General features: G+C 57.7%; 18 protein-coding genes and 3 tRNA genes. 13 read left to right on the top strand and 8 right to left on the bottom strand.

The features are described from left to right. The first annotated feature begins 7 nt into the window (after positions 1-7). Genes arsB through ACIGHL_RS07660 form a run of 3 tightly spaced genes read left to right on the top strand, consistent with a single transcriptional unit; the run spans position 8 to position 2,316 of the window. The gene (gene arsB / locus ACIGHL_RS07670) at positions 8-1,087 is read left to right on the top strand and encodes an ACR3 family arsenite efflux transporter (RefSeq protein ID WP_216706832.1); all 1,080 of its coding nucleotides are present in this window, start codon (positions 8-10) and stop codon (positions 1,085-1,087) included. Between the two features lie 12 nt (positions 1,088-1,099). Continuing rightward, entirely contained in the window at positions 1,100-2,059 is a 960-nt protein-coding gene (locus ACIGHL_RS07665) for a permease (RefSeq protein WP_128121433.1), read from the top strand. Between the two features lie 20 nt (positions 2,060-2,079). Beyond that, complete coding sequence (locus ACIGHL_RS07660) at positions 2,080-2,316, top strand: thioredoxin family protein (protein WP_128121434.1); 237 nt, start codon at positions 2,080-2,082, stop codon at positions 2,314-2,316. A 77-nt stretch (positions 2,317-2,393) separates the two neighbouring features. On the opposite strand, the gene ACIGHL_RS07655 is transcribed toward ACIGHL_RS07660, so the two are convergent. Next, complete coding sequence (locus ACIGHL_RS07655) at positions 2,394-3,119, bottom strand: hypothetical protein (RefSeq protein WP_128121448.1); 726 nt, start codon at positions 3,117-3,119, stop codon at positions 2,394-2,396. A 222-nt stretch (positions 3,120-3,341) separates the two neighbouring features. Between ACIGHL_RS07655 and gacA the strand changes: the two genes are divergently transcribed. The 8 genes from gacA (at position 3,342) to ACIGHL_RS07615 (ending at position 7,718) form a co-directional block, all read left to right on the top strand. Continuing rightward, entirely contained in the window at positions 3,342-3,986 is a 645-nt protein-coding gene (gene gacA, locus ACIGHL_RS07650; RefSeq protein ID WP_181690034.1) for a response regulator transcription factor GacA, read from the top strand. Next, complete coding sequence (gene uvrC / locus ACIGHL_RS07645) at positions 3,986-5,806, top strand: excinuclease ABC subunit UvrC (RefSeq protein ID WP_413818131.1); 1,821 nt, start codon at positions 3,986-3,988, stop codon at positions 5,804-5,806. Before gacA ends, uvrC begins: the two co-directional genes overlap by 1 nt. Before the next feature lie 34 nt (positions 5,807-5,840). After that, positions 5,841-6,398 carry a CDP-diacylglycerol--glycerol-3-phosphate 3-phosphatidyltransferase gene (gene pgsA / locus ACIGHL_RS07640; protein ID WP_064482294.1) on the top strand — a complete coding sequence of 186 codons (558 nt, stop codon included), beginning with the start codon at positions 5,841-5,843 and terminating at the stop codon, positions 6,396-6,398. A gap of 69 nt (positions 6,399-6,467) precedes the next feature. Beyond that, positions 6,468-6,543: transfer RNA gene (locus ACIGHL_RS07635), tRNA-Gly, on the top strand. Between the two features lie 43 nt (positions 6,544-6,586). Continuing rightward, positions 6,587-6,660 (top strand) — tRNA-Cys (locus ACIGHL_RS07630). Positions 6,661-6,835: 175 nt separating this feature from the next. Then, positions 6,836-7,042 (top strand): PLDc N-terminal domain-containing protein, encoded by a 207-nt coding sequence (locus ACIGHL_RS07625; RefSeq protein WP_128121437.1) that lies wholly within the window; start codon positions 6,836-6,838, stop codon positions 7,040-7,042. A 133-nt stretch (positions 7,043-7,175) separates the two neighbouring features. After that, positions 7,176-7,262, top strand: a tRNA-Leu gene (locus tag ACIGHL_RS07620). 180 nt (positions 7,263-7,442) lie between these two features. Next, entirely contained in the window at positions 7,443-7,718 is a 276-nt protein-coding gene (locus ACIGHL_RS07615) for a hypothetical protein (protein ID WP_128121438.1), read from the top strand. Between the two features lie 562 nt (positions 7,719-8,280). Here the strand turns inward: ACIGHL_RS07615 and ACIGHL_RS07610 are convergent. Further along, the gene (locus tag ACIGHL_RS07610; RefSeq protein ID WP_128121439.1) at positions 8,281-8,526 is read right to left on the bottom strand and encodes a PA2433 domain-containing protein; all 246 of its coding nucleotides are present in this window, start codon (positions 8,524-8,526) and stop codon (positions 8,281-8,283) included. A gap of 169 nt (positions 8,527-8,695) precedes the next feature. Between ACIGHL_RS07610 and ACIGHL_RS07605 the strand changes: the two genes are divergently transcribed. Further along, positions 8,696-9,448, top strand: a complete 753-nt coding sequence (locus tag ACIGHL_RS07605) for a FadR/GntR family transcriptional regulator (protein WP_045427263.1) — start codon at positions 8,696-8,698, stop codon at positions 9,446-9,448. A 127-nt stretch (positions 9,449-9,575) separates the two neighbouring features. Here the strand turns inward: ACIGHL_RS07605 and ACIGHL_RS07600 are convergent, their stop codons facing one another. The 6 genes from ACIGHL_RS07600 to ACIGHL_RS07575 form a co-directional block, all read right to left on the bottom strand. Further along, a complete protein-coding gene (locus ACIGHL_RS07600) occupies positions 9,576-10,484 on the bottom strand; it encodes an EamA family transporter (protein ID WP_064482291.1) in 909 nt (302 codons plus the stop codon). A gap of 146 nt (positions 10,485-10,630) precedes the next feature. Next, the gene (locus ACIGHL_RS07595) at positions 10,631-11,911 is read right to left on the bottom strand and encodes a TRAP transporter large permease (protein WP_128121440.1); all 1,281 of its coding nucleotides are present in this window, start codon (positions 11,909-11,911) and stop codon (positions 10,631-10,633) included. Continuing rightward, positions 11,912-12,439 (bottom strand): TRAP transporter small permease, encoded by a 528-nt coding sequence (locus ACIGHL_RS07590; RefSeq protein WP_216706833.1) that lies wholly within the window; start codon positions 12,437-12,439, stop codon positions 11,912-11,914. Positions 12,440-12,505: 66 nt separating this feature from the next. Then, positions 12,506-13,480, bottom strand: coding sequence for a TRAP transporter substrate-binding protein (locus tag ACIGHL_RS07585; RefSeq protein ID WP_216706834.1), 975 nt, complete (start codon positions 13,478-13,480; stop codon positions 12,506-12,508). 86 nt (positions 13,481-13,566) lie between these two features. Next, positions 13,567-14,466 (bottom strand): SMP-30/gluconolactonase/LRE family protein, encoded by a 900-nt coding sequence (locus ACIGHL_RS07580; protein ID WP_216706835.1) that lies wholly within the window; start codon positions 14,464-14,466, stop codon positions 13,567-13,569. Positions 14,467-14,502: 36 nt separating this feature from the next. Beyond that, positions 14,503-15,327, bottom strand: a complete 825-nt coding sequence (locus ACIGHL_RS07575) for an NAD-dependent epimerase/dehydratase family protein (RefSeq protein WP_128122005.1) — start codon at positions 15,325-15,327, stop codon at positions 14,503-14,505. A 412-nt stretch (positions 15,328-15,739) separates the two neighbouring features. On the opposite strand from ACIGHL_RS07575, the gene ACIGHL_RS07570 reads away from it, so the two are divergent. After that, complete coding sequence (locus tag ACIGHL_RS07570) at positions 15,740-16,894, top strand: L-talarate/galactarate dehydratase (protein WP_128122004.1); 1,155 nt, start codon at positions 15,740-15,742, stop codon at positions 16,892-16,894. Positions 16,895-16,926: the final 32 nt, after the last annotated feature.

Raw genomic sequence — 16,926 nt, 5'->3', positions numbered from 1 at the left:
ACGCTTCATGTCTACCCAATGCGAAACCATAGGAAAAAAAGCCGCGGGTGCGCCGATCGGTTTCTTCGAGCGTTACCTAACCCTTTGGGTCTTTCTCTGCATCATCACTGGGACGCTCATTGGTCTATTTGCCCCGGAGGCCTCGCAGACGGTTGGCGCAATGGAGCTGGCCAATGTGAACATCCCGGTTGGGGTGCTGATCTGGGTCATGATCATCCCGATGCTGATGAAGATCGACTTCAGTGCGCTCCATGAAGTCTTTGAGCACCGCGCGGGAATGGGTGTGACCTTACTCGTGAATTGGGCAATCAAGCCGTTCACCATGGCGTTTCTCGCTTGGCTGTTTCTGCGGCATGTCTTCGCCGACTGGCTACCGCCAGACCAGATCGATAGCTACGTTGCCGGGCTAATTCTGCTCGGTGCGGCGCCTTGCACGGCCATGGTGTTTGTCTGGAGCAACCTGTGTAACGGCAACGCCAACTTCACCCTTACGCAAGTGGCAGTCAACGACCTGATAATGGTGTTCGCCTTTGCGCCCATCGTGGCGTTGCTGCTGGGCGTCTCCTCGATTCCTGTGCCCTGGGACACGCTGATCCTTTCCGTGGTGATGTACATCGTCATCCCGCTGACGATTGCTCAGCTCATTCGCAGCCGTCTACGCAGGCATGGTGAGGTCAAGTTCCAGGTAGCCTTGGCTCGGATCCAGCCGTTCTCGATCATGGCACTGCTGGCGACGCTGGTGCTGCTGTTCTCTTTCCAGGGCGAAGCAATTGTCGAACAACCACTGGTGATCGCCATGCTGGCCGTGCCGATCCTGCTGCAAACGCTCGTGATCGCCGCATTGGGCTACTGGCTCAACCGACAGCTGAAAGTGCGTCATGACATTGCGGGGCCGTCCGCCATGATTGGCGCGTCGAATTTTTTCGAGCTCGCGGTGGCGGTCGCCATCGTGCTTTACGGCTTCAACTCGGGTGCCGCTCTGGCGACGGTCGTCGGTGTGCTCATCGAAGTGCCGGTGATGCTTTGGCTGGTTCGTACCGTGAACAAGAGCCGTGGCTGGTATGAACGGGCGTTGCCGCAGCGCTAAAGGATAAGGCTGATGGAAGTCAACCTGGTGCGCTTATTGGTCGAGGATGTGTTTGGCTTGGACTTGGCTAGCCGTGTGGGCGGCAGCCTGCACTTCTTCATATATGACGTAATCAAGATTTTCATCTTGCTGTCAGCGTTGATCTTCCTGATTTCGTGGATACAAAGTTACTTTCCACCGGAACGCACCCGGCGGATTCTCGGCAGCATGCATGGCTATAAGGCAAACCTCACAGGGGCATTGCTTGGGACGGTCACGCCTTTTTGCTCCTGCTCCTCGATCCCGTTGTTCATCGGCTTTACCAGCTCGGGGCTGCCGCTAGCCGTGACCTTCTCCTTTCTCATCTCCTCGCCGCTGGTGGATCTGGCCTCGATGATCCTGCTGGCAAGCGTGTTCAATTGGTCCATCGCGCTGGCCTACGTAGTGGTCGGCATCATCCTGGCGGTAGTTGGCGGGACGCTGATTGGTAAGGCGCAGATGGAACAGTACGTCGAAGCCTTCGTAACCCAGCACAAGGTTCTCGAGCTTCCGGGAGAGCAACTGACACTGCGCGATCGGCTCGCCTATGCACGTGATCAGGTCAGCGAAATCGCTCAAAGAGTCTGGCTTTACGTACTGCTTGGGGTCGGCGTTGGCGCGGCGATACACAACTGGATCCCAGCAGACGTGATCACTGCCGCCATAGGCCAGGACCACTGGTGGTCGGTGCCGCTGGCCGTGCTCGTCGGTGTGCCGATGTACGCCGACATTTTTGGCACCCTGCCTATTGCAGAGGCGCTGGTCGGTAAAGGTGTCGGAATTGGCACTGTGCTCGCGTTCATGATGGCGGTTACGGCGCTCTCTCTGCCGTCCCTCATCATGCTAAAAAAGGTGGTGAAGGCGCCGCTGCTGGCACTTTTTTTCGGCATTGTGATAGTCGGAATTATGCTAATCGGCTATCTCTTCAACAGCTTCAGTTACCTGCTCCTCTGACCCCATCCAGGAATCATTCCATGATCATCAAAATCCTTGGTACCGGCTGCAAGAAGTGCGTTGCACTCACCGAAAATACTCACCAAGCCGTCAGCAACCTCGGGATCGAAGCACAGATCGTCAAGGTCACCGATATAGCGGAGATAGCCGCGCACGGAGTTATGTCGACTCCAGCCCTGGCCGTTGACGATAAAGTGGTGTCGATGGGGAAGGTGCTGACACCAGGGGAAATCGAGCGATTGCTGAAGGCTCGCTGAGCTGAGGAGTTGCTCATGGTTGATTTGAGCGTTCTCCCTCCTTACCTCGCGGGTCGTGCGACCCGTCTGAGCCACAGTTAGCTGCCCTGAACGCTGAGCAGCAGGACCGAATAGCCCACCGAGCCGAGCAGGAAGGCACTGAAGCGGCTGTCGCGCTCTTCGGGTAGTTCCTCTTTCAGAACGTTCAGTATGATCGATCCACCTACGAATGCCGTCAGTGCCGAAACGGCAAGCTCCGAAACCTCGCTAGCAAGGCCCAGCGTCCAGCCGGCAAGCGGCATGGCAGCGAGGAGCCAGCGACCGCGACGCCTGAATAAACCCTTATGGTCACTCTGAAGGGCGAAGTCGTTGACTAGGAAATGCAGACTCATCGCGACGCAATAGAGCATCAGTGTCGTCAGGCTACTGTTCTCACCATGAATCAACAGGTAGCCGATCAACCCGTTGTATATCGCAAACGCGCCAATGTGTAGCCAGAACACACCGGCATGCGGCTCCTGATCCGCAGGGAGACGACGGCGATGCACCTTGATCACACGCTCGACGCCATAGAAGGTGGCCAACCCAAGCAACGCCAACAGCCAGACATGATGCTCAAGATAGCTGAGCAACCACCAGTCGCTTCCGCCCAGCACTTCCTGGCCACGAGCCAGCTCCGGCAGCAGATGAACAAACACGTAAGCCACCGAAACTCCGCCAGCCATGGAGAGCCATCGGCTGCGAGGAAGACGGTTGAGCTGACGCAGACGTCCAGCAAACACATGAACGGACGCCAAAACGAAGGCTGCGACTAAGCTGCTAATCAAGAGCGATTCGCCTATTGATAAGGTTTCGATCAATAAGACAGACTTCGGTCCACCGGCACACGTTCACCTTAATGTCGCGCCGTTAGGTGGTATCGGTGGTGGCTCTGTGCCACTCTGCGATGTATGGTCTGGGTAACGCAGCAAATTTTTTGTTAAAGTTCGCCGCTTACGAAGCGAGCAGTCAGCCAGCTTCAGATTTGTACAGAACGAGGTGTCTGCTTGATTAGGGTGCTTGTGGTCGATGACCACGATCTGGTACGCACAGGCATTTCCCGCATGCTTGCCGATATCGACGGCCTGCAAGTGGTAGGTCAGGCGGAATCCGGTGAGGTGGCGATCAAGAAGTCCCGCGACCTCAAGCCGGACGTTGTTTTGATGGACGTAAAGATGCCAGGCATCGGCGGCCTCGAGGCGACACGCAAGCTACTGCGTAGCCACCCGGACATCAAGGTCATAGCGGTCACCATTTGCGAGGAAGATCCGTTTCCAACACGGCTGCTTCAAGCCGGTGCAGCCGGCTACCTGACCAAAGGTGCCGCGCTGGATGAAATGATCCAGGCGATTCGCATGGTTTTTGCGGGCCAGCGCTACATTAGCCCCCAGATCGCCCAGCAACTTGCACTGAAGTCCTTTCAGCCCAAGGTTAACGGTTCTCCTTTCGACCTTCTGTCCGAACGGGAGATCCAGATCGCACTGATGATCGCGAACTGTCAGAAGGTCCAGGCTATTTCCGACAAGCTCTGTTTGTCGCCTAAGACAGTCAATACCTATCGCTATCGCATCTACGAAAAGCTCTCGATCACCAGTGATGTAGAGCTGGCGTTGCTGGCTGTTCGACACGGCATGGTCGACACCATCAATTGATGAGTGGCTTTGATTCCTCAGCGTTCCTTGCTTCTTGCAGTGGGCGTCCCGGTGTCTACCGGATGTTCGACGCCGAAGCCAAGCTGCTCTATGTCGGGAAAGCGAAGAATCTCAAGAAGCGCCTGGCCAGTTATTTCCGTAAGGTCGGGCAAGCGCCGAAAACGGCCGCGCTCGTGGCCAGGATCGCCCAGGTCGAAACAACGATCACGGCCAACGAAACCGAAGCGCTGCTGCTCGAGCAAACGCTCATCAAGCAATGGCGGCCGCCATACAACATCCTGCTACGCGACGATAAGTCGTATCCCTATGTATTTCTTTCAAGTGGCGATTTTCCTCGGCTCAGCATCCACCGAGGCGCCAAGAAAGAGATCGGCCGCTATTTCGGCCCGTATCCCAGCGCCGGAGCGATTCGTGAAAGCCTGAGCTTGTTGCAGAAAGCTTTTTTCGTACGCCAGTGTGAAGACAGCTATTACCGAAATCGTACCCGTCCATGCCTGCAGTATCAGATCAAGCGTTGCAAGGCTCCATGCGTAAACCTCGTTGACGCGGAAGAATATGCCGAAGACGTTCGTCATTCGGTCATGTTTCTGGAAGGGCGCAGCAATGCCCTGGCGGAGGAGCTTTCCAAGAACATGGAAAAGGCCGCTATGGAGCTTAATTTCGAGCGTGCCGCGGAGATACGGGACCAGATTGGCATCCTGCGACGCGTCCAGGACCAGCAGAGCATGGAGGGTGGCAGCGGCAACGTTGACATCGTCTCCGCCGTAGTGAGCCCGGGTGGCGCCTGCGTTCATCTAATCAGCGTGCGCAGCGGTCGAGTACTGGGCAGCAAGAATTTCTTTCCTCAGGTTGCCATCGAAGAAAGCGTCAGCGACGTGCTCCAGGCGTTCCTGGAGCAGTATTACCTCAGCTCCATGGAGCGCGATCTGCCCTCCGAGCTGATCGTCAATGCGGTACATGAAGACTTCGAAACCCTGATTAGCGCGGTTTCTGAGCTGCGTGACGTCGACTTGATCATCACCTATCGAGTTCGCGGTACTCGGGCGCGTTGGCAACAGCTGGCGCTGACCAACGCCGAACAAGCGCTCGGCGCGAGACTGGCGAGCCGTCAGCATCTGGCTGCACGGTTCCAGGCACTGGCTGAGGCGTTGGATATGGATGAGCAGCCGAGCCGGCTGGAATGTTTCGACATCAGCCACTCCAGTGGCGAAGCGACCGTCGCATCCTGTGTGGTTTTCGGCCCGGAAGGGCCACTGAAGTCCGACTACCGGCGCTACAACATCGAAGGCGTCACTGCTGGCGACGATTATGCGGCGATGCACCAGGCGCTCTCGCGCCGCTTTAAGAAAGCAGCCGAGGGGGAGGGCAAGCTGCCCGACATCCTGCTGGTGGACGGCGGTAAGGGCCAGATGAAAATGGCTCGCGAAGTGCTACAGGAGCTGGCAGTGCCTGACTTGATTTTGTTAGGTGTGGCGAAGGGCGTTACCCGCAAGCCGGGTCTCGAGACGCTGTACCTGAACGATGCAGCACATGAATTTACATTGCCGGGCGATTCACCTGCGCTCCATCTGATCCAGCAGGTGCGCGACGAAGCCCACCGTTTCGCAATCACCGGTCACAGAGCGCGGAGGGGAAAAGCGCGTACAACCTCGACTTTGGAAGGTGTGCCTGGCATCGGACCGAAACGCCGCCGAGAACTGCTCAAGCACTTCGGTGGTCTTCAAGAACTCAGCCGTGCGAGCCTTGACGAAATAGCCAAGGCTCCAAGTATCAGTAAAAAGCTTGCCGAGTCGATTTATGCCGCTCTGCACAGTGAGTAGAATCCCCTCCTAAATCCGCGGACCAGTGGTATCGATGAACATCCCAAACATTCTCACCGTGCTACGCGTACTGCTGATACCGATCATCATCCTGTTGTTCTATTTGCCTTTTCAGTGGAGTTATCTGGCGGCAAGCGCCGTTTTCGCCATCGCCGCCGTCACTGACTGGCTGGACGGATACCTCGCTCGTAAACTTCAACAAAGCACGCCCTTTGGCGCTTTTCTTGATCCGGTCGCGGACAAGCTGATGGTTGCCGTGGCCCTGGTTCTGCTGGTCGAAGAGCATTCGAACCTTTGGCTGACCCTGCCGGCCGCGATCATCATCGGCCGGGAGATCGTGATTTCAGCGCTGCGCGAATGGATGGCAGAACTGGGCGCTCGAGCGCAGGTGGCGGTGTCCAATTTGGGCAAGTGGAAGACAGCAGCACAAATGGTGGCGCTCATCATCCTGCTCGCCAATCCTCCGCTGACGACCGTCTGGGTTGGATTGGGGTATGCGTTGCTCATAGTCGCCGCGGGCCTGACGCTGTGGTCGATGGTGAATTACCTGATGGCCGCCTGGCCCCATCTCAGTCCTACGGAAAAGAAATAAAAACTTTTTTAATCAAGGGCTTGACGGGGCGTCCTGAAACTATAAAATGGCGCCCGTCACCAAGACGATGCGGGAATAGCTCAGTTGGTAGAGCACGACCTTGCCAAGGTCGGGGTCGCGAGTTCGAGTCTCGTTTCCCGCTCCAGTTTGTTGACGATGACGCCGCTGTATGCGGCGTTATCGTTTGAGGCCGGTTGGCAGAGTGGTTATGCAGCGGATTGCAAATCCGTGTACGCCGGTTCGATTCCGACATCGGCCTCCAGTAATAAAGAAACCGCAGGCGAAAGCTTGCGGTTTTTTTATGCGCTCAATTTGTGGCTCGCCAAAACTTTCGCGTTATCTGATTAGTGTCATTGGCGAAACGCATCCGCTCTAACTCGGAACTGTAGCGGCTCGGGCGGTGACTGAAACATAGAGAGTCTGTTTAGGGGGCGTCTATGTCAGATGTAATGAGCTACCTCGCCATTGCGCTTGCCGGCATCGTTATCGTGCTGGATCTGTTAGCAATCATCAGTGTATTCAAAAGTGATAGAAGCGTAGGGGCGAAAGCACTATGGGCGCTGGGCATCGCTATCTTTCCGATACTCGGATTGGTGTTCTGGCTAATCGTCGGTGTTCGCCATCGCCATCGCCATCGGCATTGAATTGATGACGTTGAGCTATTGGTCCGTGCCCGCTAGGCCCTATATAGACGCGCCGTAGTGCCGTTCGGGTTGCGCCTCGACCAGAGCCTCGTTATAGTCCTGCGCCGCGATTGTGATCGCGCATCACCGTCCCGCCCGGATGGCGAAACTGGTAGACGCAAGGGACTTAAAATCCCTCATCCGAAAGGGTATGCGGGTTCGATTCCCGCTCCGGGCACCATCGGGACACACTGATACCTTGGTATCTAAACGGCCGTCGCAGCCGGTTTTTTCGTTTTGAGCCTCAATCCTCGACATCATTGGCGCATTGCATGTGACCAGTGGCAACGCATCTTCGTGAACGCAGGGCCGCCTCATTCCTCTTATCTGTAAGCATTCGCTGCGCGGAGGAGATCAAGCGATGGGCAACAAACCAGATGATTTATCGACCCAGAATAACGATGCATCAAGAGCCGAACGTGCGGGCACAGATGACGTAATCATCCCCGGCTCGCCACCGCCACTAGGATCCGAGCGGACGGATGTCAGCCCAGGCGGCGAAGCCGGAGTGGACGAGCTACCGGAAAATGACGGCACCACGCCACGAAACAATCCAAAGGAAGGGCAGGTGATGGACGGTGTGCCTGACATCGAACCAGATAGTGCAGAACTGGATGACGCGCCGAACCCACGCTAGTAATCGCGCAATAAAAAGCCCCGCACGAGGCGGGGCTGTAGGCGTCTAGCCAGTCGTTCCGTTGTCCTTTGATTCGCATGCCTGCGAATGATCCTTTTAGGGCCTCCCTGTCCCGCTGCGCCTCCTGCGCTACTGGTGAACAGAGTAGGGGAGGCACGTGCAAAGCGAAATCATCTAACTTCACCGCTGTGGGTCAGCCAAAGCTTACGCGCAGTAGGCGATCAACGCATCGGTGTAGCAAATCGAGCGAGACATTCAGCCAATGTTCAAAAACACTGTTCGCATCTGCCTTACCGTAGGAACCGTACTGACACTGGTTGGCTGCAGTGGTTTTGAGACCGTATCGCCAGCGCAGCCATCCGATGAGTACGTTTTCGCCTGCGACAAGGCCGGCCAAGCAGGCTGCAGGACTCGCGCGGATGAAATCTGCCCAGGAGGCTACGACACGCTCAGCAGTGAGGAAGATTTTGAACGAAAGGAAATGCGAGTCAGATGCCTAGGCGGCGTCAACCCGCCGTAGCGAAGACGGCCAGCACATGGGCTGGCCATTCACTAGCGACGATTACTGAGCAGAGTCGAGCAACGCCTGTGCTTGTTCAAGAACCTGGAGTGACTGGGTGTGATCTCCCGCTTTATGCAGCTGCTCTCCTTCCGCTCGTAATTCCTTTACCTTCTCCAGCGTTGCCGGATCGCTTGGCGGATTGCTTTCTAATTGCTTGTCGATCTTGGCCATGTCCATTGGGCAGTGCATTGCCCAGACTGGCGCAGCAAGAGCGGCTGCTGCGATGAATAAGAGTAAGCGGCGCATTATCTTATCTCCGGTTGAGTGGCAGTCGTGAGTATAGGAGCGGTGTGGAAACCGTGCGGCTTTTCGATATAAGGTTGTGGAGCGCTCAATTGGTGAGCGTTGCGATAGTTATCGTACAACTGCTGGGCTATGATATGTCCCAGTCCGCTTCATAGAGATCGATGTGTCCATGGAAAACGAGATCGCTCAGCCACGCGTTCGCCGTAAGCACCGCAGCCTCGCACAGGAACTTGTGACCGAGCTGTCGCAGCAGATCCGCGACGGCGTCATCAAGCGCGGCGACAAGTTGCCGACTGAGTCAGCGATCATGCAGGCCCAGGGCGTGAGCAGGACGGTTGTGCGTGAGGCAATCTCGCGTCTTCAGGCGTCTGGCTTGGTTGAGACTCGCCATGGCATTGGCACTTTCGTGCTCGATACTCCGAGCACCACCGGCCTGCGCATCGACCCAGCCACTATCGGGACGCTTCGCGACGTATTGTCGATACTGGAGCTGCGGATCAGCCTAGAAGTCGAGTCCGCCGGGTTGGCGGCACAGCGACGGACGCCCGAGCAATTGGCGGCAATGCGCGACTTTTTGGACTCACTACAGCGAAGTGCAGCGCTTTCCAGTGAAGCGGCCGTGTCGGATTTCCAGTTCCATTTGCAGATTGCTGAAGCAACCGGCAACCGCTACTTCACGGACATCATGAATCACCTGGGCACGGCGATCATTCCTCGCAGCCGGCTCAACTCCGCGCGCCTGGCTCATGATGACCAACCGCACTATCAGCAGCGCTTGGGCCGCGAACATGAGCAGATCTACGACGCTATCGCTCGTCAGGACGCAGAGTCAGCTCGAGCTGCAATGCGTCTGCATTTGACCAATAGCCGCGAGCGACTGCGTCAGGCTCATGAAGAGGCGGAGACGGACAAGGTCAGCTGACACCGACTCTCAGAATCCGAACCTGCCGCCGACCTCGTGCTTCGCTTTCGGACTCTGCCAATAGAGCTTTGTTGATTGAACGTCACCGGTTGGCGCAAGTGCGCCAACTCACCTCGGGTTGGCTTGCTCAGTTCTTGCGGTACGCCAGCAGGACGATACCTCCGACCACAATCAGGCCACCCAGTATCTGCATGGGGGCCAGCAACTGGCCAAGCACCAACCAGCCAAGCAGCATTCCAGCGACCGGCTCCATGTTCATGACGGGTGCATTGCGAGCAATGTTAAGCCGCGGCATGCAGATGAAGAGCGTGGAAAACGCCGCGCCATAGAGAAGCACCAGGCAACCCAATGCGATCCAACCAGCCGTTGCGCTGGGCAGGCCCAGGCCACCTGGTATAACGCCGCTTGCGCCGAGCAGGGCGGAGGCGCCAAACACCACAACTAGTGTCAGCATGCTTCGCACCGAGCCGGCCATGCCCGATAGCTTATGCTCGGTGACCCATAGCGCCAGCGCGAATACCCCGGCTGCGGTAAGGCTGAACAGGATGCCAGCGATCCATTGAGCGTCAGGCGCCTCGCTGGTCATTAGACGTGTGGGAACGTCCAGAACCAGTACCAGGCCGACCAGGATCAGTCCCATGATCGCCAACGCGTGGCGTGTCGGTCTCGGACCGCCCAGCGCCCATGTGAGCAGTGCAAGCAGGATGGGCGAGAGATTGACGACCAGCAGAGCCAGCGCAACCGGAATGCGCGCCACCGCTGAGTAGATGCAAAAACTCTGAACCGTGATCAGAAGCCCAAGAAGGATCTGCCAACGCCACGTGGTGCGACTCAAGCGCAGGGACTCGCGCCTCCAGAATACAAGCGCAGCCAAAGCCAGCAGTGTCACGCCGGCGCGGCAGAGCATGGCCAGCAACAGACCAGTATCGTGATCGAACGCGATGCGCGCGGCGATATGGTTGGCAGCGAACGAGCAAGCCAAGGTGGCCAGAATCAGTACGGCAATATGACGTGGAAACGGTGTAGCAGCTTGCATCGGGTCAATCCTGTGTTAAGCAGCATCACGGTGTTCGGGCGCCGTCTGCAACGGCAGTGGCAGTTGTTTCATTGCTTGATCGTTCGGGCCTGCAAAGCAAAAACGCCGCCCGGGTGGGCGGCGTCGAAGTTTGCGTTACGGGCCTATCAGAGCACCACGCTGGGCAACCAGAGCGAGATCGCGGGGATATAGGTAACCGCGAGCAGCACCATGAACAGCGCCACATAGAAGGGCAGCAGTGCCTTGACGGTGTTCTCGATGGTGACCTTGCCGATCGCGGCGCCGACGAAGAGTACCGCACCTACCGGTGGTGTGATCAGACCGATGCCGAGGTTCACCAGCATGATCATGCCAAAGTGCACTGGATCGACACCAATACCGGTGATGACAGGCATCAGAATCGGCGTGAGGATCAGGATCAGCGGCGCCATGTCCATCAGCGTGCCAAGGACCAGCAGCATCATGTTGATGCACATCAGGATCACATAGCGGTTGTCTGACAGGGTCAGGAACATTGTGGTGATCTTCGACGGGATCTGCATCAACGTCATGATGTAGCCGAAGCTTGCCGCGAACGCGATCAGGATCATCACCACCGAAAGGGTACGAACGGTGCGGTGCAGCAGCTTTGGCAGCTCGCGCCATTTGTAGTCACGGTAGATGAACATGGTGACGAAGAAGGCCCATACCACCGCGATGGACGCTGATTCGGTTGCCGTGAATACACCCGAAAGAATGCCGCCCAAGATGATGACCATGGTCATCAGGCCCCACAGCGCTTCGACACAGATCTTCAACGCCTGCTTGAGCGGGACGACCTCGCCCTTAGGGTAGTTGCGTATCCGGGCAAAGATCAGGCACATGGTCATCATCACGGCGCTGAGCAACAAACCAGGCCCGATACCCGCGATGAACAGTGACGAGATCGAAACGGTACCGCCAGCGGCCAGCGAATACAGCACCGAGTTGTGGCTGGGTGGAGTCAGCAGCGCCTGGACAGAGCCACTGACCGTAACGGCCGTGGAAAACTCGCGAGGGTAGCCCTTTTTCTCCATTTCCGGGATCAACACCGAACCTACCGAAGCAGTGTCCGCCAGTGACGAGCCGGAGATCGCGCCGAAAAAGGTCGACGCCATGATGTTCACCAAGGACAGGCCGCCGCGCACGAAGCCAACCAGTACCGCAGCGAAAGCCACCAGTCGCTGGGACATTCCGCCCTCGGCCATGATCGCACCGGCCAGAACGAAGAATGGAATTGCCAGCAGGGAGAACTTGTTGACGCCGCCAGCGACCTGGATCATCACCGCATCGAACGGGATATCAATCCACCAGGCGCCGATCAGCGCTGACATGCCCAGCGCGTATGCCACTGGCATCCGCAGAAGAAAGAGTACGGCAAAGCTGCCGAGTAGAATCAGCGCGTCCATTTACACGGCCTCCTTGCTGTCTTCGACCAGCTCGTAATTGACCGCACGCCGGTGGCTCTGGTCGCCGAAGATAATGCGTTCGATGACAAACAACAGCGTGATAGCGCCACCGATTGGGATGGGTGAGTAGGTAATGCCAACACGAAGGGTCGGCAGCGTGCTCATGAACTGATTCCAGGTCGCGATGCACAGCTTGATGCCCCAGAGGGTCATGAACAGGCAGATGATGCCCATCAGGATCTGTACCAGCAGTTCGATATGCCGATGCAGATGCTCAGGCAGGCGGTCGGTGAACATGGTCACCGCCATATGCGCGCCGGCGCGGTAGCTCGCCGCAGCGCCGAGAAAGGTAAAGATCACCATAAGCAGGATGGCCACGGGTTCAGGCCAGCCGCCACCAGAGCCCAGCACGTAGCGCGCGAAGATCCCCCAGGGGATGATCATGGACATGACCACGATGGCCAGCCCCGCGACCCAAACACAGGTCTTGTAGATCGCGTCGTTGACGCGCAGCAGCGTGTTTTTCATCAGACTTCACCACAGGCGCGGCGGCGAGCGAAGCTCGTCGCCGCGAGGTTTTTCAGAGGGAACGGATTACTGAACGGCTTCGATTCGCTTGATCAGCTCGGCGTAAGGTGCGCCGTACTTTTCGCGAACCGGGGCGGTCGCATCGTAGAAGGGCTTCTTGTCGACTTCGATGAAGGTGACGCCTTCTTCCTTGAGCTTGGCTTCGCTGCTAGCGGTCTTCTCGTCCCACAGCTTGCGCTCTTCCATCTGCGCTTCCTTGGCGTATTTCATGACGATTTCCTGCTGCTCCGGGGTGAGCTTGTTCCAGGTCGTCTTCGACATCACAATCGGCTCGGGAAGGATCAGGTGACCGGTTAGCGAATAGTTCTTCGCAGCACGGAAGTGATTGTGCTCAAGCATGGTTGGCGGGTTGTTCTCAGCACCATCGACCACACCGGTTTGCAGGGCGCTGAAGATTTCACCGGTATTCATCGCAACGCCCTGGGCACCCATGGCGTTCAGCGTATCGATGAACAATGGGTTGCCCATAACGCGGATTTTCATGCCCTTGAGGTCTTCAAGATTCCGCACGGGCTCTTTGGTATAGAGGTTGCGTACGCCACCGTCCATCCATGCCAGGCCGACCATGTTGAAATCGGAGTTGGTGATCTTGTCGAGGATTTCCTGGCCGATATCACCATCGATAACTTTGCGCATGTGTTCGTGATCGCGGAACACAAACGGCATGTTGAAGGCGTTGACGTCCGGAACGACCGGGCCGAGTGTGCCCAGACTGACACGGGTCATCTGCACCGCGCCGAGTTGAACCTGTTCGACGACTTCTTTCTCCGAACCCAGCACGCCGCCTGAGAACATGCGGAACTTGAGCTCACCGTCGGTGGCTTCTTCAATTTTCTTGCCCATGTTTTCCTGAGCGACCACGGTCGGATAACCGGCAGGGTGGATCTCAGCGATTTTCAGCGTCATCTCCGCGTAGGCGGTGCTCGACAGGCAGAAGGCTAGCGGGAGTGCAGCGATGAGCAACTTGCGTTTGAAGTCCATGTGAATCTCCGTCTTGTTTTTGTTGGTATGCAGCGTTGCAAGCGACAAGACCGGGACACTGGGTGCCCGTCCTTGTGGGTGAAGCGTTATCGGAAGCGAGGCTCCTCCAGTCCGGCGACGCCGGGTTGCAGGGCGAATACACCACCTGCCAAGGGTTGATCGGAGAGATCACCGCCCGGGCGGATGGATGTGACAAACAAGGTGTCCAGGCCGGAGCCACCGAAGGCGCACATGGCTGGCTTCTTCACTGGCACTTCCAGCGAGCGATCGAGGCGTCCATCCGGGGTGAAACGGTGGATAAGGCCGGCGTCGTTACCGCAAATCCAGTAGCAGCCATCAACATCAACCGCCGCGCCGTCGGGTCGGCCGGGATGTTGGTTCATGTCGACGAACAGCCGGCGGTTGCTCGGCGTGCCACTGTCGATGTCGTAATCGAAGGCCCAGATGGCCTGCACGCTGGGGTGCGAGTCGGAAAGGTACATGGTGCGCCCGTCGGGGCTGAATCCCAGCCCGTTGGGTACGATGAAATCCTGCAGCTGAGCCTCGAGCGATTCGCGGCCAGTCGAACCATCGATCCGGTAGAGCGCGCCGGTTCGAGTGCCAGCGGCCATATCCATAACCATGGTGCCAGCCCAGAAGCGGCCCTGACGGTCGCAGCGCCCGTCATTGAATCTCATGTTGCTCGCGCCATGCTGCACGCCAGCAAGGCGAGTGCTGCCGAGTGTGCCGTTATTCTGCGGGGCGACTTCGAAAATGCCGTCTTCCATACCGGCAACCCAACGATTCGCATCTCCTTCGCGGCGAGCGATACAGGCGATCATCTGATCACCGGTCCAGCGCGTCACAGAAGCATCTGAGGCCTTCCAGCGAAGCAGCTGCCTGTTGGGTATATCAACCCAATAGAGCGCCTGCTCGGAGGCCACCCAGACCGGGCTCTCGCCCGTTGCGTTCTGTGCGTCGACTATCAGTTCTGCTGAGTTTGCCATGGCGATTCTCTTGTTATTTTCGCGGCGTGGCGGGAATCAGTCGTCGAACGGGCCTGCTTCGCAGAAGGCGCCACCCTGGTAAATCAGGGCTGGATCATTGGGCGCATAGGGCGGTTGCTGTTCGATTTTTTCGCGGAACACTTCGGAGGTGTCCTGCGGCTCGAAACCCAGGTGCGTGGCCATGTGGTTGTCCCACCACAGGTCACGGTTCGCCGAGGCGCCGTAGACAACGGTGTGCTTCACGTTCGGGGTGAACAGCGAGCGCTCGATCAGGTTGGTCAGATCGCGATAGCTGAGGTAGGTGGCCATCATCCGGCGGTTGAGTGGCTCGGGGAACGAGGAGCCGATGCGGATGCTGACGGTCTCGATGCCGTAGCGATCGAAGTAGAAGCTCGCCATGTCCTCGCCATAAGATTTGGACAACCCGTAATAACTGTCAGGACGACGGGGAGCGTTGGCATCGATGGTTTCAGTCTGCTTGTGAAACCCGATCACATGGTTGGAGCTGGCAAAGACCACACGCTTGATGCCGTGCTTGCGTGCCGCTTCGTAGATATGGAATACGCCCTTGATGTTAGCTTCGAGAATTTCCTCGAAAGGACGCTCTACCGAAACGCCACCGAAGTGGGCGATTGCATCAACGCCTTCGCAGAGGGCGTGCACAGCGGCTTTATCTGCAAGATTGCACTGCACCACTTCTTCGTGATCGCCGGTGGGAGCATCCATGGGGGCGATATCGGAGAGGCGGATGATCTTGGCATAGGGGCGAAGCGTTTCACGTAATACCTTGCCCAATCCTCCTGCGGCGCCTGTCAGCAGGAGGCGATTCAAGGGTGTGGGAGCGGTCGTCGTGCTTGTCATTGAGGTCTGCCCATCGCTTATTGTTTTTGGTGTCATCGGTTGTCAGATGACTTGACTCGATTATTTCTGCGGTTATGGGCTTTTGTCAACCTGACAAGTCGATTGTTTCGAGCTTGCGCAAGTCGTTTTACTCGGCGGTATCGAGTCTGGAAATAGCCCCCAAAGCCACTGGTTTCGCCGCTTAAAGTACTTATTTAGCGCCATGAAAAGGTCACGCTAGCGAGCCCGTGGGTCTATTCACATACCACTAAAGTCGAGTGTGGCGCCGTTCACTAATGGGGCCGAGCCTGACAGCCGCAGGGATTGAAGTTGTATGATGACATTGCGACGCTAGCCTGACCGTCCTCTAGAGTGGAACGCAGTGCGAAGGGGCACGTTTGGCAAGCATTCCGAACCTGAACGAGGACAACCGATGGCTATTCAACCGAACACGGTGCTGGCGGATGATGGCATCTGCTGGGTCAAGCTGAGGACAGTAACCTTGCCGCTGCGCAAGACCGTCAGCGATGCAAAGGTTTTGACCGGGCGGCAGAAGCCCCTTGAGTCCGTCAGCTTGCTGTTTGCGGAAATTGAAACCAGCCAGGGGCATCGCGGGCTCGGCTTTAGTTATAGCCTGCGTACGGGAGGCCCGGCGCAATATGCCCATGCTCAGGAAATCGCGCCGCTTCTGCTCGGGGAAGACCCCAACGACATTTCCCGACTCTGGAGCAAAATGATCTGGGCCAGCGCATCGGTTGGTCGTGGCGGCGTTGCGGCGCAGGCGATTGCCGCAATCGACACGGCGCTGTGGGATTTGAAGGCACGGCGTGCAGCGCTGCCACTGTCCAAATTGCTTGGCGCGCACCGCAATGCCGTGCCTTGCTACAACACCTCGGGTGGCTATCTGCAGGCACCTATCGATGAAGTGCTCGACAAGGCTACCCAGTCGCGGGAGCGCGGCATTGGCGGCATTAAGATGAAGGTCGGCCAGCCGAACCGACGTCTGGATCTGCAGCGCGTCGAGGCCTTACGTAAGCATCTAGGCGAAGACGTACCGCTGATGGTTGACGTCAACCAGCAATGGGACCGCATCACTGCACTGCGAATGGGGCGCGAGCTCGAGCAGTACCAGCTCGAATGGATCGAAGAGCCGCTAGATGCGCACGACGTCGCCGGTCACGCCGCATTGGCTGCACAGCTGGACACGCCGATCGGTACGGGCGAAATGCTCACAAGCGCTACCGAAGCGCTGGGCTATGTCGACACCGGCGCGGTGGACGTGATCATGCATGACGCCCCACGCCTGGGCGGCATCACGCCGTTTCTCAAGGTGGCGCATGCGGCCGAGCAGCGCGGCATGGTTATGGCCCCACACTTCGTCATGGAAATTCACCTGCATCTTGCGGCTGCCTATGAGCACCAAACCTGGGTGGAGCACTTTGAATGGCTGGAGCCGGCATTCAATGAGCGTCTGGAGATCCGCGACGGGAAAATGATCGTCCCGAACCGACCCGGTTTGGGGTTGAGCCTGAGCGACCAGATCGCGGGTTGGACGCTGGCTGAAGTGGAGATCGGCAAGCGCGCCTGAACGAAACACCGCGCCCTCAGGCGCGGTCTCGA

It is taken from the genome of Pseudomonas sp. NPDC077451 (assembly GCF_044543345.1).
Taxonomy (GTDB): domain Bacteria; phylum Pseudomonadota; class Gammaproteobacteria; order Pseudomonadales; family Pseudomonadaceae; genus Stutzerimonas.
Note: the sequence above shows the minus strand (reverse complement) of the source record. Positions and strands in the feature narration are given on the sequence as shown.

What these genes read in the sequence shown, in the direction of transcription:
- ACIGHL_RS07665 (WP_128121433.1), top strand. Translation starts at nt 1,100, where the DNA reads ATGGAAGTCAACCTGGTGCGCTTATTGGTCGAGGATGTGTTTGGCTTG.
- arsB (WP_216706832.1), top strand. Translation starts at nt 8, where the DNA reads ATGTCTACCCAATGCGAAACCATAGGAAAAAAAGCCGCGGGTGCGCCG.
- ACIGHL_RS07615 (WP_128121438.1), top strand. Translation starts at nt 7,443, where the DNA reads ATGGGCAACAAACCAGATGATTTATCGACCCAGAATAACGATGCATCA.
- ACIGHL_RS07605 (WP_045427263.1), top strand. Translation starts at nt 8,696, where the DNA reads ATGGAAAACGAGATCGCTCAGCCACGCGTTCGCCGTAAGCACCGCAGC.
- ACIGHL_RS07580 (WP_216706835.1), bottom strand. Translation starts at nt 14,466, where the DNA reads ATGGCAAACTCAGCAGAACTGATAGTCGACGCACAGAACGCAACGGGC.
- ACIGHL_RS07600 (WP_064482291.1), bottom strand. Translation starts at nt 10,484, where the DNA reads ATGCAAGCTGCTACACCGTTTCCACGTCATATTGCCGTACTGATTCTG.
- ACIGHL_RS07610 (WP_128121439.1), bottom strand. Translation starts at nt 8,526, where the DNA reads ATGCGCCGCTTACTCTTATTCATCGCAGCAGCCGCTCTTGCTGCGCCA.
- ACIGHL_RS07570 (WP_128122004.1), top strand. Translation starts at nt 15,740, where the DNA reads ATGGCTATTCAACCGAACACGGTGCTGGCGGATGATGGCATCTGCTGG.
- ACIGHL_RS07575 (WP_128122005.1), bottom strand. Translation starts at nt 15,327, where the DNA reads ATGACAAGCACGACGACCGCTCCCACACCCTTGAATCGCCTCCTGCTG.
- ACIGHL_RS07585 (WP_216706834.1), bottom strand. Translation starts at nt 13,480, where the DNA reads ATGGACTTCAAACGCAAGTTGCTCATCGCTGCACTCCCGCTAGCCTTC.
- ACIGHL_RS07625 (WP_128121437.1), top strand. Translation starts at nt 6,836, where the DNA reads ATGTCAGATGTAATGAGCTACCTCGCCATTGCGCTTGCCGGCATCGTT.
- pgsA (WP_064482294.1), top strand. Translation starts at nt 5,841, where the DNA reads ATGAACATCCCAAACATTCTCACCGTGCTACGCGTACTGCTGATACCG.
- uvrC (WP_413818131.1), top strand. Translation starts at nt 3,986, where the DNA reads ATGAGTGGCTTTGATTCCTCAGCGTTCCTTGCTTCTTGCAGTGGGCGT.
- ACIGHL_RS07595 (WP_128121440.1), bottom strand. Translation starts at nt 11,911, where the DNA reads ATGGACGCGCTGATTCTACTCGGCAGCTTTGCCGTACTCTTTCTTCTG.
- ACIGHL_RS07590 (WP_216706833.1), bottom strand. Translation starts at nt 12,439, where the DNA reads ATGAAAAACACGCTGCTGCGCGTCAACGACGCGATCTACAAGACCTGT.
- ACIGHL_RS07660 (WP_128121434.1), top strand. Translation starts at nt 2,080, where the DNA reads ATGATCATCAAAATCCTTGGTACCGGCTGCAAGAAGTGCGTTGCACTC.